11 protein-coding genes are annotated in these 14,684 nt (G+C 48.7%); 5 read left to right on the top strand and 6 right to left on the bottom strand.

Annotation, left to right across the window (positions count from 1 at the left end):
• Nucleotides 1-31: 31 nt before the first annotated feature.
• Nucleotides 32-1,600 carry a sulfotransferase family protein gene (locus NH568_RS02255; protein ID WP_253044366.1) on the top strand — a complete coding sequence of 523 codons (1,569 nt, stop codon included), beginning with the start codon at nucleotides 32-34 and terminating at the stop codon, nucleotides 1,598-1,600.
• 92 nt (nucleotides 1,601-1,692) lie between these two features.
• On the opposite strand, the gene NH568_RS02250 is transcribed toward NH568_RS02255, so the two are convergent.
• The 4 genes from NH568_RS02250 to NH568_RS02235 all read right to left on the bottom strand — a co-directional run bounded on the left by NH568_RS02250 (nucleotide 1,693) and on the right by NH568_RS02235 (nucleotide 6,017).
• Complete coding sequence (locus tag NH568_RS02250) at nucleotides 1,693-2,361, bottom strand: GntR family transcriptional regulator (protein WP_253044365.1); 669 nt, start codon at nucleotides 2,359-2,361, stop codon at nucleotides 1,693-1,695.
• Between the two features lie 187 nt (nucleotides 2,362-2,548).
• Complete coding sequence (locus NH568_RS02245; RefSeq protein ID WP_253044364.1) at nucleotides 2,549-4,042, bottom strand: aldehyde dehydrogenase (NADP(+)); 1,494 nt, start codon at nucleotides 4,040-4,042, stop codon at nucleotides 2,549-2,551.
• A 54-nt stretch (nucleotides 4,043-4,096) separates the two neighbouring features.
• Nucleotides 4,097-5,098 (bottom strand): 4-hydroxyproline epimerase, encoded by a 1,002-nt coding sequence (locus NH568_RS02240; RefSeq protein WP_253044363.1) that lies wholly within the window; start codon nucleotides 5,096-5,098, stop codon nucleotides 4,097-4,099.
• Between the two features lie 4 nt (nucleotides 5,099-5,102).
• Complete coding sequence (locus NH568_RS02235) at nucleotides 5,103-6,017, bottom strand: dihydrodipicolinate synthase family protein (RefSeq protein ID WP_253044362.1); 915 nt, start codon at nucleotides 6,015-6,017, stop codon at nucleotides 5,103-5,105.
• A gap of 203 nt (nucleotides 6,018-6,220) precedes the next feature.
• Between NH568_RS02235 and NH568_RS02230 the strand changes: the two genes are divergently transcribed.
• The 3 genes from NH568_RS02230 (at nucleotide 6,221) to NH568_RS02220 (ending at nucleotide 9,284) form a co-directional block, all read left to right on the top strand.
• On the top strand, nucleotides 6,221-7,486 hold the full coding sequence (locus tag NH568_RS02230; RefSeq protein ID WP_253044361.1) for an FAD-dependent oxidoreductase: 1,266 nt from the start codon (nucleotides 6,221-6,223) through the stop codon (nucleotides 7,484-7,486).
• 22 nt (nucleotides 7,487-7,508) lie between these two features.
• On the top strand, nucleotides 7,509-8,723 hold the full coding sequence (locus NH568_RS02225) for a Xaa-Pro peptidase family protein (protein WP_290444064.1): 1,215 nt from the start codon (nucleotides 7,509-7,511) through the stop codon (nucleotides 8,721-8,723).
• A gap of 357 nt (nucleotides 8,724-9,080) precedes the next feature.
• On the top strand, nucleotides 9,081-9,284 hold the full coding sequence (locus NH568_RS02220) for a hypothetical protein (RefSeq protein ID WP_253044360.1): 204 nt from the start codon (nucleotides 9,081-9,083) through the stop codon (nucleotides 9,282-9,284).
• A 59-nt stretch (nucleotides 9,285-9,343) separates the two neighbouring features.
• Here NH568_RS02220 and NH568_RS02215 read toward each other — a convergent pair whose 3' ends face one another.
• Nucleotides 9,344-10,576: a carbohydrate porin gene (locus tag NH568_RS02215; protein WP_253044359.1), complete on the bottom strand. Its 1,233-nt coding sequence runs from the start codon at nucleotides 10,574-10,576 to the stop codon at nucleotides 9,344-9,346.
• A 443-nt stretch (nucleotides 10,577-11,019) separates the two neighbouring features.
• Between NH568_RS02215 and NH568_RS02210 the strand changes: the two genes are divergently transcribed.
• Nucleotides 11,020-12,156 (top strand): PQQ-dependent sugar dehydrogenase, encoded by a 1,137-nt coding sequence (locus NH568_RS02210; RefSeq protein ID WP_253044358.1) that lies wholly within the window; start codon nucleotides 11,020-11,022, stop codon nucleotides 12,154-12,156.
• A gap of 338 nt (nucleotides 12,157-12,494) precedes the next feature.
• Here the strand turns inward: NH568_RS02210 and NH568_RS02205 are convergent, their stop codons facing one another.
• On the bottom strand, nucleotides 12,495-14,189 hold the full coding sequence (locus NH568_RS02205; protein ID WP_253044357.1) for a methyl-accepting chemotaxis protein: 1,695 nt from the start codon (nucleotides 14,187-14,189) through the stop codon (nucleotides 12,495-12,497).
• Between the last annotated feature and the right edge of the window lie 495 nt (nucleotides 14,190-14,684).

Below are 14,684 nucleotides of genomic sequence, written 5' to 3'. Positions count from 1 at the left end.
GCCTTTATGTTATTAAAAGTGACCAATCAGGATGATATCAATCCAGCAACGACATAAAAGCGCCGTGGCAGCTCTGAATCAGGGCCAGCTGGAAACGGCCCATCAGCACCTTGTACACCTGTTGCGCGATGCGCCCGACTATGCCGACGGCTACTTTCTGCTTGGTGTGATCAACCTTCAGGTCGGGCAGTTAAAAAAGGCAGTCAGACTGTTTGAAAAAGCCCTGGGGTTGCACAGCAGTGATGAGTACCGCGCGCAATTAACCAGATGCTATGCCTTGCAGGGAGAGCTGTCGCTGGCCCGCAAAACAGCAGAGCAGACAAACCCGGGCTCACTCACCCGAGCACTCGATGCCGACACCTTTGGCGTGGCGCTCAGCCATGTGGGGTTGCATGAAAACGCTCTGGCCTTTTTCCGCCAGGCTCTGCAACTGACCCAGAATAATCCCCAGTATTATTATAACTTTGGCGTAAGTGCGAAATTTGTCGGACTGTTTAATGAGGCTGAACAAGCGTTTGAGCAGGCACTCGCACTGGACGCTGATCACCACAGAGCGCACTTTGCGCTGTCAGATCTAAAAAAAGCGACCCCTGATGCACATCATATTGGGCGTTTACAGGGAGCCTTCGAGCGGGCAAGTTCTGCTGAATCCAGATTGCACCTGGGTCATGCTCTGGCCAAAGAGTATCAGGATCTTGGCAAATTTAATGACGCCTATCATGCACTACAGCAGGGCAAAGCAGCATTGCATGCGGCACGCCCATTTGACCACAAAGGCAATGAAGCACTCTTTGAGCGCATTCAGAGTCTCAGTCAGGCTGAGCCCTATGATCAGAACGCCGGCCACTCAAGCCGTGAGCCCATCTTTGTACTGGGTATGCCGCGCTCCGGCACCACTCTGGTTGAGCGGATCTTGTCCAGTCACAGTGAGGTGATGTCTGCCGGTGAGCTACAAGATTTTGGGATCAGTGTGAAACGTCTGGCTCAGACGACCAGCCAAACCGTACTGGATCCCACCACTCTGGAGCAGGCCTATAAATGCTGTGCGCAGCAACTTGGACAAACTTATCTGGATGCGACCCGGGTAGTCACAGGTAGTCACGCCCATTTTGTTGACAAGTTACCCTTTAATTTTTTCTATGTTGACTTGATCCGCCGGGCACTGCCTAATGCCAAAATAGTCTGTCTGATGCGTGATCCTATGGACACCTGTATTGGTAATTTCCGCCAGCTTTTTACCATCAATAACCCCTACTACGCCTACTCATTGGATCTCATGGATACGGCACGACTCTATGCCCGCTTTAATCACTTAATGCAGCACTGGAAACAGCTCCATGGCGAGCAGTTTTATATGATGCAGTACGAATCGCTGGTCGATAATCCGGAGCAAGAAATCTCAAAGCTTTTGGCTTATTGCGAGCTCCCCTGGCAAGACAGCTGTATGCACTTTCACCTTAACGATGCGCCGGTATCGACGGCCAGTAAAGTACAAGTACGAGAGCCACTCAACCGCCGGGCAATCGGGCGCTGGAAACGCTTTGCGCCTCATACCGATGCAGCCAAGTTATTTCTTAATGAACAAGGGATCTTATTCTGACTTGAATATGAAGGCTAGCCAGCGTGCATAGTGCCCTGGCTAGAGTGCATCTTTTGCTTACCCGCTAAGTGCTGGGTTAAATGTCTGTGGACTTACTTCGCTTCCTGTTCAAGGCGCAACAGCAGGGCTTTAATGTCGTCTTTGGCACCTATAATATGCTTTTTCAGAAACTCGCAGGCACCGGCTTTGTCTTTTTCGTGGCACAACTTAAGTAAAGTGCGATGCTCTTCTGGCGCCGTTTTCAAACCACCAGCAAGCAATATATGCATACGAACATACCGTTCTGAATTTTTACTGTACACATCGACCAGCTCACGAGTCTGAGGGCGCTCAGCTCGGCTATACAGTTTGCTGTGAAATTCGGCATTGAGTTTACCCGTTGCCAACTGCGTATCACCAGCATCGGTCGCTTCTTCCAGATCGGCCAAAATCGCTTCAGCTTCAAGCAGGTCTCGTTTGGTCAGATTTTCAATTGAATGGCTCAGTAACTCCGCTTCCAAAATCGCGCGCAAATCAAAAATCTCATCAATTTGCTCTGCGCTCAATCGGGTCACGGTAGCCCCTTTGTGTGCTTCAAAGTTTACCAACCCCTCCGCTTCTAACTGCAGCAGTGCTTCTCTGACAGGGATCCGGCTGACATTCAGTTCATCGGCCAGTGCGGCCTGACGTAAAGGTTCTCCGGCTTTAATTTCGCCACAAAGGATTTTTTCTCGGATCGCTTCCGCAACCAGTTGAGTTCGGGTTTTATGTACAATCGCCATAGGGTTAATTAATTATTATCATTGGGATACATTATACGTGCATTGCCATAAATTGCACGCTGTGAGGCACATAGTTCGCACGCTATGAGATGATATCATGATCAAATAGGCGGTTGCACAAGCTAAGAAACAAGCTTATGCAACCGCACTCCACGGGGGTTACAGACGTTCTATCTTCTGTGATTGCCTAACTCTGTACACATAATGGTCGTAAGAACCGCGTCATCGCTTGTATCCCGACAGAAGTCGAACGGACATCCGTCGATGACGGATACGGTCCGCCGTGATTCATCGACCCGCACACCTCAACACCGGTTGGCATCTGGCCAAAGATGAGACGGCCTACTTTGTAGCTCAATTCATCCAAAAGCGTTTCCTGCACCGCGGCTTCCGCCTTAGTGGCATGCACACTGGCTGTTAACTGGCCTTCCAGTTGCTCTACAACACGCAACAGCTGTGCTTCATCACGATATCGAACGATCAGGGCACTGGGACCAAACACTTCTTCGTGCAAGCTGGCATCCTTGATGAAATCTTCCGCCTCACAGGCAAACAAATGGGCGTTGGCATGAAAAGGCTGGCTCTGCTGAGCACAAGCCAGTGTGCTGACATGAGGATTGCGCTTCAATTCATCCATAGCTTTATCAAAACTACTCAAAATTCTTGGCGTTAACAAAGTATCCGATGGTGCGGCTTCAATTGCCCTTGCGGCCGTCGCTTCAAACTGAGCTTGTCCATGAGGAACCAGCCACAGGCCCGGACTGGTGCAGAACTGACCATTGCCCATCAGCAAAGATTGAACCAATGCTGTGGCCAGTGTTGTGCCCTGCGCTTGCGCATACTCAGGCAAAATGAGTTGCGGATTAACGCTGCCCAGTTCACCATACAGGGGGATCACTTCTTCACGCTGATGGATGGTCTCAAGCAAAGCTTTGGCCACATTCAGCGATCCGGTAAATCCAACCGCTTTAACCGCCGCAGCACCAACCAGTTGATGGGAGAGTGCGTAGTCTGCGCCCTGGATCATCGAAAACACGCCATCTGGCATTTGGCAATCACGAATGGCACGCTCAATGGCACGCGTCATTAACTCACTGGTACCCGGATGTGCGGTGTGGCTTTTCACAATCACAGGACAACCCGCGGCCAGTGCAGCTGCTGTATCACCACCTAACGTCGAAAAAGCGTAAGGAAAATTAGATGCACCAAAAACCGCCACTACGCCGACAGGCAAATAACGCAATTCGGTGGCAGGTTTAGGTAAGGGGGCTCGGTCTGGATCTGCGGGATCCTGACGTGTCAGCGCCAGTGGAGCCAAGTCCTGTTCAAGCGCTGCAGCAAATGCGTTGAGTTGATTTACCGTGCGCATGCGCTCGCCTTCCAGCCTGGCTCTGGGTAGCCCGGTTTCCAACATGGTGGTTTCAATCAGATCATCGCCCAGCGCAAGGATCTCTTCGCCAATTTTACGTAAAAAGGCTGCACGCTGTGCATACGCAATTCGGCGATAGGTTTTAAATGCGGTTTGCGCTTTAGAAATTGCGTCGTTCAGCTGTGCATGATTGGCATTAAAAAACGCCTGGTGATGTCTCTCATTGGTTTGCGGGCAAAACGCAAAAAACTGCCCATTGTCTGCATTACCGCGCCATTGCCCGGCAATAAAACTCTGTCCTGTCAAAGTCATGGCTGTCTCCTTAAGACAAATGGAGTGAACAGGCTGGCATCAGCCTGTTCACGGTTAAAGCACCTGAAACCCAAATGCGTATGGGTCGTCGTCATCCACGGTAATACAATTATGCCCTGTAACACGGGCCCAGCCCTGAATGCTGGGCAATATGGCACTGTGACCGGCGATTTCTGTGGTGCCCTCGATGCGACCAATAAACTGGCTGCCAATGTAGCTTTCGTGAATAAAGTCCTGGCCACTTTGCAGTGCGCCTTTTGCAAACAACTGAGCCATACGCGCACTGGTACCGGTGCCACACGGAGAGCGATCTATCGCTTTGTCACCATAAAACACCGCGTTGGCGGCACTGGAATCAGGCTGTTTGGGGTCCCCTGTCCACAACACATGAGAGGCACCGCATACAGTCGGATCTAATGGATGTACACAGGCAATCTGCGCATTGACGGCATCACGGACTTTAGGGCTCATCGCCAGCAGCTCAGCGGCGCTCGTCGCATGCGTGCCTTTAAAATTGTCCTGAGGTTCAACAATTATGTAAAAATTCCCCCCATAGGCAATGTCGATCTGCAGCTCCCCTATTCCGGGAACTGAGACCACCTCATTCCTGTGTGCCAAGAATGCGGGAACATTAAACAGCTTGACCCATTCCACCTTGCCATCGCGCATCGAATAATAAGCGTCGACCCGCCCGGCAGGGGTATCTAACCTGAGACGTCCTGGCTCTTTTGGTGTTACCAGCCCCTGCTGCAGCGAAAATGTCACGGTACCTATGGTGCCGTGCCCGCACATGGGCAAACAGCCAGAGGTTTCGATGAACAAAATAGCTACGTCACCGTCTGCTGTGGTAGGTGGATACAAGAATGACCCTGACATCATGTCGTGCCCTCTGGGCTCAAACATCAGTGCGCGACGGATCCAGTCATATTCGGCCAAAAAGTGCTGGCGTTTATCACTCATGGTCGCGCCTTTAAGCTGTGGATGTCCACTGGTTACCAGCCGTACCGGGTTGCCACAGGTGTGCCCGTCAATGCAGAAAAATGTTCCCTTATTCATAGGCTTAATCCAGATTAAACTTGCTTAAATCAATCCGGTTAGTCAGTGCCTCATCATACAAACGACGAACATAGGCTTTCTCATCTTCGGTCAGCGGTAAACGCGGAGAGCGAGTCACTTCACTGCCGCGTCCAGCCAGTTGCTCTGCATATTTGATGCACTGTACCAAAGTTGGAATAGTGTCCAGACGTAGCAAAGGCAAGAACCAGCGCCACAGTTCACGCGCTTCTTCGTAACGGCCCTGCTGAGCCAGCTTGTAGATAGCGACAGACTCACGGGGAAATACATTTGTCAGGCCAGAGATCCACCCGGTTGCACCCAGCATTAAACTTTCCAGTGCGATATCATCTACCCCGCCGAACACCACATAGCGATCGCCAAAGGCCGAGAACAATTCGCTGATCCGGCGAGTGTCTTCTGTTGCTTCCTTCACAGACACGATATTGGCTTCTTCAGCAAGGGTTTTCATGCCTTCAATTGAGACATCCACGCCATAAGTCACCGGGTTGTTGTATATCATGACAGGCAAGGTGGTGTTGCGTGCAACCTGCTGATAATGGTGGATGGCCTCTCGCTCTGTAGAACGATAAACCATGCCAGGCAGTACCATGTAACCGTCAACACCGATTTCTTCAGCGTCGCGCACAAACTCAACAGCCAGTGCTGTGGTCGTTTCGGCCACACCCGAAATAACGGGTACTCGTCCTGCAACCACTTCTTTTGCTGCACGCAATACATCGCGTTTTTCCTCAGCACGTAGCGAGCAGTTTTCACCCACTGTGCCTAATACAATAATACCGTGCACCCCTTCTTCAATCAGGGTGTTGATCATCGCTTTGGTGGTGTCAAAGTTGATGCTTTCGTCGTCATTAAACTGGGTCGTTACTGCGGGATAAACACCCTGCCAATCTACTTTCATGATAAGTCCTCTGCTTAGTTTGTGCTTGCCATCATAGGTATATTGTATACAATAATCAATATCCAAATTTAAGAAAATTGCCAGAACGTCAAAAATTGCAGCACACAAATTAGTAAATCAATGAAAATTAAACGGTTTATTTTTTGGTTAGCTTTACAGTGGCATCTGGTTGATAACATGCAATCTGACAAACGAGAATAACAATGACACATTCACTTCAAATTGCAGTTGTGGGAGCTGGTGTAATTGGCTTGTGTAATGCCTTACAACTCGCCCGTCAGGGACACAGTATCACGCTGTATGACCCGGCAGGTATTGGTGAGCAATGTTCGCGGGGTAATGCCGGTCACTTCGCAACCGAGCAAGTATTTCCGTTGGCTGACAAGGCCCTGCTGCCTCGCTTACCCATGATGCTGCTCGATAAGCTCAGTCCCCTGCGCATTGATCACAAATACTTTATTAAAGCACTTCCCTGGCTGAGCCGCTTTTGCCTGAATATGCTGCCGAGCCGGTTTAAACGCCATACCCGGGCTTTGCGGGCACTAAACGAAGCAGCCTTACCGGCGTTCAGGCAGCTTTTGCAGGAGGACTTTGAGAGCAACATCAGCCTGAATGGCAGCCTGCTGACCTTTGAACATGACAGAATCAAAGAGATCCGCGCCATACAGCATAAGTACCAGCAACAAGGGGTTGCCGTTGAGTTGCTGGACCACACACAACTCTTTGCGTTGGAGCCAGGCCTGAGTCGCAGTATTCACTACGCGCTGTACTTTACTGAAGTGGGCCATACCTCCGACCCTTATCAGCTAAGTCAGGCTTTATTTGAGCAGTTTACAGCACTGGGAGGAACCTTCGTTAAGTCCGAAGTATGTGCTATCACCCCCCAGGGTGATTGTTCAAGCAGCCCTGACCAGGCTCAGGTAAAGCTAACCACACTGACACAAAGTTGCCGCACCTTTGACCGGCTTGTATTGGCCACCGGGGCATGGAGCAAAACTCTGTGTGCTCAGCTTGGCTATAAACTCCCAATCGAAGCAGAGCGTGGTTACCACACTATGCTATCGGTCTCAAGTGGCCTGAGCCGTCCGGTGGCCTCTGCCGATCGCCAGTTTATCATGACCCCCATGCAACATGGTCTTCGTCTGGCAGGGACCGTGGAGTTTGCAGGTCTGAACACCCGCCCTAATTATGAGCGTGCAGAGATGTTACTGACCCATGCCCGGGCCATACTCAAGGACAACAACAATTTGCAACAGGGCGAACACTGGATGGGATCGCGGCCCTCACTGCCCGACTCTTTGCCGGTGATAGGACAAGCTCCGCATCATCCGAGCATTTACTTTGCACTGGGACATCAGCATCTGGGCCTGACTCAGGCCGCAATCACCAGTGAGCTCATCGCACAGTGCATTGCAAGTCAACCAACAACGCTGGATATTGGCCCCTACAGTATTGCGCGTTTTCAATAACGAATAACAAACAGGAATCACTATGAAAGGCATAGGTTACCAGAATCGTGAAGCGGCACTGGCCGCACTGACAGATATGACACGGGATGTGGTTGCAATTAAACCCGAAGAGTATTTACACCGCATAGAAACAGCGCAAGCCTTTATGCGCCAGCACAATATTGCTGCTGTTTATCTGAATGCTGGCACTAACTTAAAGTATTTTACGGGGTTACAGTGGTATCCGAGCGAGCGTATGGTCGGCGCTATTTTACCAGCGCAAGGCGAAGTACAGTTTATAGTACCGTTTTTTGAAGTCGGTTCGGTCAAGGACTATCAGGTGATAGAAGGCCCTATGCATACCTGGCAGGAAGAGCAGTCCCCCTACAGCCTGTTGACCAAGGTGCTGACTGATCTGGGCGTTTCACCGGATGCGACGCTGGGCATTGATGAAAGCGCCGCTTTTTTTATCGCCGATGGCATTCGTCAGGCCGGATCTGCGCTCAACCTGATCAACGCCAAGTGCGTCACGGCCCACTGTCGCATGCATAAGTCTGACTCAGAGCTGGCCCTTATCCAGCGGGCCATGGACATGACGCTCGCAGTGCACAAAGCAGCAGCCTCGATACTTCATGAGGGGATCACCACCACAGAGGTGGAAGCCTTCATCAATGAAGCGCACCGTAAAGTGGGTGCAACCGGCAGTTATTTTTGCATCGTGTTATTTGGCACAGCCACCTCTTTTCCGCATGGTGTAAAAGACCCACAGACGCTAAAACAGGGCGATGTTGTATTAATAGATACTGGCTGTAAGCTCCATGGCTATCTGAGTGATATTACCCGGACCTATGTATTCGGTGAACCAACAGCGCATCAACGCACCATGTGGCAACACGAAAAAAATGCCCAGTTCGCCGCATTCGAGGCCGCGCAAATTGGCACTCCTTGTGGCGATGTCGATTTCGCTGCCCGCAACTATCTGGCTAAACAAGGCCTGGGGCCTGACTATCAGTTACCTGGCTGTCCACATCGCACCGGACATGGTATAGGACTGGACATTCATGAGTGGCCGTATCTGGTAAAAGACAATCCGCAGCCGCTGGCGGCCGGTATGTGCTTTTCTAATGAACCTATGCTGGTCCTTCCGGGTGAATTTGGCATCCGACTGGAAGATCATTTTTACATGACGCCAGACGGACCAAAGTGGTTTACCCAACCAGCGTATTCAATCGACGATCCATTTGGGTTAAATAACTAATCAACCTCAGGCGCCGTGCTCCAAACGGCGCCGCCATAAACCAACCTGCTTTAATCAATACACGTCTTCGCACTCAACACAGGTTCACTTCAAGTGGCATTGAGCAATTAAACACAAATAAAAACAATGCATCATGGTAAATGATTTTCCCAATCACTTTGTGAGTCGACCAACTTTCCGTGAAATACTCACTCAAAAATACACTACTGCTTTGTATTCATTGAATATATTTTTACTTAGTAAAATTATTTGACCAATTAAATTGTATGCGATTAAATACAGTGGGCGGCGCACTCAATCAACCCAAAAAAGACGCTGCCCGAGACTATTACATACCCATATCAACAAGGAATAATCATGAAACTAAAGGTTAAAAAGACCCAACTAAAACGTTTATCGGATAAACACGCTGGATTGGCAAAGCACGCCACACCTCAGGTTGCTGGCGGTCAGCAAGCTGCGTCTATTTCTGCAGGCGTGTTATGTGTGATTACGTCGCTGGTGGACTGCTCGCAGCAGTGCTCAAAACTGGCTTGCTCTGGGGATTACTGCAAGCTGTAATTCAGTCTGCACGGCCCAACCTCTGAGCTGAATACTCAGAGGTTGTGTGGTGTTCGGGATTAGAAGTAATAGCCTACATTGATGTTAAAACGGCGCTCAGAGCCTTCACTGTCACCTACAAGCGTGCCACCAACAAAAGGTTGATTTTTGGCATGTACCAAATCGACATAGGCAAATACAGGGCCTGCCGCCACAGCCATACCGGTGATATTCATCCAGGTGTTTGCGCTGTCATCAGATTTGCCATGCATTAAGCCAAAGTCATTATAAACGGTCAGCTCAGTTAACGGTCCAAACTCAACCTGCCAGTCATAGGACACGCCCATAGTCGTCGACGAAGCCTTTGCCGCTATGGTGTCATACATCGCATTTGCAGCAACCGCAATCTGGGTAAATTCATCGACCTGATAATCATACTCGGTGTGTTGAAAATGGACATACCACTGGTGATATCGACTAGACGCATGCACAGCCCAGGCGTGATAATTGCCGGCCCGAGAGATGCCATTGTCCAGACCGCCATGCAGTGCTGAGAATCCGATCTGGGTAGTACCAAAAGCGTGATCCAGCTGATAGGCAAAGCGCCCTGCCAGAGTGTTATACTCAGCCAGCTTTTGTTCAGGCGTGTCGTAAACGTACTCACCCGCAGTGCGCAGACCAACGATATCCACCGAGTACCGGTCTTTGCGATCTTCCGCCGCACCATCTATGCCACCGTGAGCGTCGTTTTTGAAAAAGGCCAGATCCAGTTGCCAGTTATCCTGCATAGTACGTTTGAACACCAGACCTAAATCATAGTCCTCTTCCAGACCAACGAAATAATTGGGTGTCATAAAGTAGCTGTGTGATGCAACCGGCGTATTACCAAATGGTACGGGAGCCAGGCCGAGCTGAGCCTGCCACTGCGGTGTGAGGTCGTAGTCCAGGTAAGCAAACTTCACAACCCGCATGTAGTCATGAAATCGCACTTCCGCATTGATACCGATATCAGTAACCTTACCTGATAAATTAATACGAGCCAGGTCAAAGTCGATGTCACCACCACGACGCTCACTGTCCTGATCGTAGGAGTTCATACCATAATTAAAGCGAATAGCACCGCCTACCTTTACACCCTGCTCAGCAGGTTTATTGTCCGCTTCTTGTTGTGCTTCAAGCTGTACCACTTTTTGCTGCAAATTAACAAGTTCACGCTTCAGCGTATCTAACTCTGTCGCGTTCGTATCAACGGAGGCAGAGCCAATGATCAGGGCACTCGAAAACAAAATAGTGCGTCGGGAATTAAATGACATAGAGACACATTCCGGGGTAAAGCTAAAAAATTCGCGCAAGCCTATATGACAACGCTGACACGTTCAAATTAAAGAATTTCGCCCGAATGTAAGGGATGTAAAACACTGTGCAATGGAGGTTTCAGTTTGTAAATTCTGTAGTGAAAATGCAGTTATGCTGTTTTATCTTCTTACCTAAAACATCAAGAGAACCAAGAATAATAAAGCTAATTATCAATTACTTATATATACCCCGTGAGATACCGCCCTCATTAAAGTTAGTGAATAGTTACCAGTAAACGGTTTATTGGCAATTCTGAGCCATTTTTAGCCCAGAAGAATTGTTCGAACAATTTTCACCCGCTCTGACCGCTGGCAACCTGCCGCTTACCGCACCCGGTGACATTTTTGACCAAAACGCGCTAATCTGTGAGCCTCTTTCTGTCGACTTAAGTTGAGCAAGCATGAAGAAAACATTAAACAACATTGCATTAAGCTTATTTTTTATCTCTGCCCAGAGCATCCAGGCGGTTGAGCCTCAAACTATCCCAGTTGCAAAGAGCGCTGATAACTATCAACTGGAACTGGTTGCGAGGGGTATTCAGATCCCCTGGGGAATGGTGTGGCTAAACGACAAAGAGCTGCTGGTCACCGACAGATCGGGGCAACTTCGCCTGATCAAAGAGGGCAAGCTGGTCGACAAACCGATCGAAGGTGTGCCAGAGGTACATGCTGAGCGCCAGGGTGGCCTGCTGGATATCGAGGTAGACCCTGACTATAGCGAAAACGGTTGGATCTATTTTTCTTATTCCGGCTTTGAAGGCGAAGAAAAAGGCAGCAATACGTCTATCATGCGTGCACGCCTCAAAGATATGAAGCTGGTTGATAAGCAGTTAATATTTGATGGTTTTCCAAATACCAAGCCCTCTTTTCATTTCGGCTCTCGCATTGAATTCGACAAAGATGGCTACCTGTACTTTTCGATTGGAGACAGGGGCAACCGGGACGTGCACCCGCAGCGCTTAGATCATGATGCAGGTAAAATTCATCGTATCAATGCCGACGGCACTATCCCCGATTCAAACCCATTTGCAAAACAAAAGGATGCGCGTAAAAGTGTGTATTCCTATGGCCACCGCAACCCACAAGGTATGGCTATGCACCCCAAAACGGGCGAGATCTGGACCCATGAGCATGGCCCTAGGGGCGGCGATGAGATCAATATCATCAAGCCGGGCCTGAACTATGGCTGGCCTGTGATCACATACGGAATTAACTATAACGGAACAAAGATCACCGACGAAACCACCCGAGATGGAATGCAACAACCTGACTGGGTATGGGTTCCTTCTATTGCACCATCCGGTATGGAATTTATTACCAGCGACAAATACCCACAATGGCAAGGCCATCTGGTTGTCGGTTCAATGAAATTCGCCCATCTGGTACTGGTTGAACTTGACGGCAATAAAGTGGTTGGTCACAGTAAGCTCTTCGAAGGCGCCGGCCGTGTGCGCAGCATAGCGACCCATCCCAACGGTGATCTTTACCTGGGAATAGATGGCAGCGGGATCTATAAAGTGATACCCAAAACCAAGTAGCCAGCCATACCCTCATCCCGGCCACCGAGCCGGGATTTTGTTTGAACGGGGCTGAATTACGTACCACAAATTTGGCAATAATGCCGATACAACAGCGACAATAGGTGGTCAAATTGCCGGCGCATTTTCTGGATTCAATGGTATTGCAGTCAATTGGCGCGAGTCCATCACAACGGTCCCTGATATAAAAAACTCGCTTCAAATCTATATCAGGCAGGCATGAGCGAAGACGCTTTTGACAATTAGACCAAAGTGCCTTCCCGTTCTTTCTTTAAGTGTTGTATGATAAACCAGACGCTGCAGGCCACTCTGAATACAATGTAAGCTTCCTGTGTTTATCAAACACTAAAAGAATCCAGACCAGTCTGTAATTGACTCACCCTCAGTTTCATACTCTCACTGGCACTTTCCGTTTCCTTTGCTCCCTGCGCGGTCTCGTCCGCCAATGTGCTGATGTTCACAAGATTTTGATTTATTTCTTCCGTCACCACAGATTGCTGCTCAGCCACAGTAGCAATTTGAACATTTAGCTGAACAATTTCTTCTACGGAGTTTTCAACATCAGCAAATGCCTTGCTAACCAGTGCACTTTTCTCTAAACACAGCTGGGTACTATCGCTGCCTTTGCTCATACTGAGTACAGCCTCATTGGCCTCACTCTGAAGCCGGGTCAGTAGATCCTGAATATCGACAGTTGCAGACTGAGTTCGCTGAGCCAGCGTTCTGACCTCATCAGCAACCACCGCAAAACCTCTGCCACTTTCCCCTGCTCTCGCAGCCTCTATCGCCGCATTGAGTGCCAGTAAATTGGTTTGTTCCGCAATCCCCTGAATAGATGCCAATACACTGCCAATATTGTTTGTTTCAGCAACCAGGTTTGCTATCACGTTTGATACTTCAGACACCTGTTCGGCCATCTGAGTCATAATATACTGCGAGTCCTCCGCAACCTTTTTGCCACTTGCTACACTCCCAATAACTTGCTGTGTGACATCTGCTGCATGACTGGTGTTCTGTGCAACCTCTTTTGTTGTTGCCGCCATTTGGGTCACTGCCGCCGCAACCAACGCAGTTTGATGTTTTTGCTGTTCTAAATCCGTAGCCGTTCGGCGCATGATTTCTAAGGCCTGATGCGATGAACTGCCCAGTTCAAAAGCGTGTTTATTGGTTTTAGAAATCAACCCCCTTAAAACGCTCAAAAACTGATTGAAAGCCCTTGCTACATCACCAGTTTCATCTTTGGCAGTGTCATTGAGCAAAATGGTGAGATTGCCATCTCCCTCGCTTATCTCATGCAGTCGTTCTGACAAATTTGAAATCGGGCTGGTAATCGAATGCCCTACCACGAAAGGAGCAATCAAGTTAAAAACTAACGCAACACCCAGCGTTATCAATATCCATTTTAATCCATTCTGTTCATCTCTTTCTGCCTTTAAAGCCGCTTTCTGAGTAAAAGCCTGAATATCATCAAGTAAGGCTATGGTTTCGTCTTTCAGGTTGTCTTCCAGCGCTTCTACTTTGTGCGCTTTGTCTGTCAGCTCTTGCATAGAAACGTTACCTATAACACTCAAGACATGATCAGACTCCTTTACAAGGTGCTGATAGTGTTTATTTATTAACTTTATTGAGTCAGCCACTTGCCTGAATTTGGCTTCGACTTCGTCTGAATGAACCTTTGTTATGGCTTGCTGCGTAAATGCTTCTATGACTTTGAATTCTTGATTTATCTTGTTATTTAGCAGCGACCATTGTTGTTTCAATTCCTGTAACGTCTGCTCAGCTCCGGCTTGCCCCTGATAAGATAGCGAGCCATGAAACAATGCTCGTTCAAATATGATTGCCTGTTCAAGCTGATGTTCAGTAATTTTAGTAACAAAGTTTGCAAGCGGAATGTCTTCTTCCGCAATATCAGAAAGCTCATACCCAATTTTTACCATTTGAGAGGCTGCAACCAAACCCATGACCAGCATCAGGACAAGCTGTAAGGTACCCATTAGATATATTCGCGCACCAATTTTTAGCTTCTTTAACATAAGCACGTGCTCCAAGAAGACGTATTAAACCAGGCTAATGCAATGAAAGGCTTACCGTGGTTTTATTTAGCATCAGAAGGTGTGAATATGAGCGTAAAAGAGTAACCTTTGAGCTGACTCTAACCCTGCCACTGTGTTGTACAGTGGTATAATCCTTGTAACTATGCGTTCACATACACCGTCAATATATGAGCGTAGCACAACAGAAAGACTCTGCTCTGATACCGTCTCGTCATATCGAAAGTGCACTACTAGTAAATTGGTTTAGCCTGTTGCTAAGAAGCCCCTTCCACGCACGTTAACTAGTGCATGAAAAGCAGACTCAGCGCGCTCAAACTTGCTCGATATATAACGCACATATCTTTATGGACAGCAGATCTACAACCCCACCTCAGCAGGAATTATGCAATCAATGTCCTCAGCTTTTATTATTCAGTCAATTGACAAATCAACACAAAACGGTACAGGTATGATCCAAAAGCTGCGCCCTTGTGT

The organism is Pseudoalteromonas sp. XMcav2-N, from assembly GCF_024124545.1.
Lineage (GTDB): Bacteria > Pseudomonadota > Gammaproteobacteria > Enterobacterales > Alteromonadaceae > Pseudoalteromonas.
This window is presented reverse-complemented; position numbering and strand designations above follow the sequence as displayed.

Bases quoted from the DNA above. Each gene is read 5' to 3' on its own strand.
- NH568_RS02255 (WP_253044366.1), top strand. From the start codon at position 32: ATGATATCAATCCAGCAACGACATAAAAGCGCCGTGGCAGCTCTGAAT.
- NH568_RS02250 (WP_253044365.1), bottom strand. From the start codon at position 2,361: ATGGCGATTGTACATAAAACCCGAACTCAACTGGTTGCGGAAGCGATC.
- NH568_RS02245 (WP_253044364.1), bottom strand. From the start codon at position 4,042: ATGACTTTGACAGGACAGAGTTTTATTGCCGGGCAATGGCGCGGTAAT.
- NH568_RS02240 (WP_253044363.1), bottom strand. From the start codon at position 5,098: ATGAATAAGGGAACATTTTTCTGCATTGACGGGCACACCTGTGGCAAC.
- NH568_RS02235 (WP_253044362.1), bottom strand. From the start codon at position 6,017: ATGAAAGTAGATTGGCAGGGTGTTTATCCCGCAGTAACGACCCAGTTT.
- NH568_RS02230 (WP_253044361.1), top strand. From the start codon at position 6,221: ATGACACATTCACTTCAAATTGCAGTTGTGGGAGCTGGTGTAATTGGC.
- NH568_RS02225 (WP_290444064.1), top strand. From the start codon at position 7,509: ATGAAAGGCATAGGTTACCAGAATCGTGAAGCGGCACTGGCCGCACTG.
- NH568_RS02220 (WP_253044360.1), top strand. From the start codon at position 9,081: ATGAAACTAAAGGTTAAAAAGACCCAACTAAAACGTTTATCGGATAAA.
- NH568_RS02215 (WP_253044359.1), bottom strand. From the start codon at position 10,576: ATGTCATTTAATTCCCGACGCACTATTTTGTTTTCGAGTGCCCTGATC.
- NH568_RS02210 (WP_253044358.1), top strand. From the start codon at position 11,020: ATGAAGAAAACATTAAACAACATTGCATTAAGCTTATTTTTTATCTCT.
- NH568_RS02205 (WP_253044357.1), bottom strand. From the start codon at position 14,189: ATGTTAAAGAAGCTAAAAATTGGTGCGCGAATATATCTAATGGGTACC.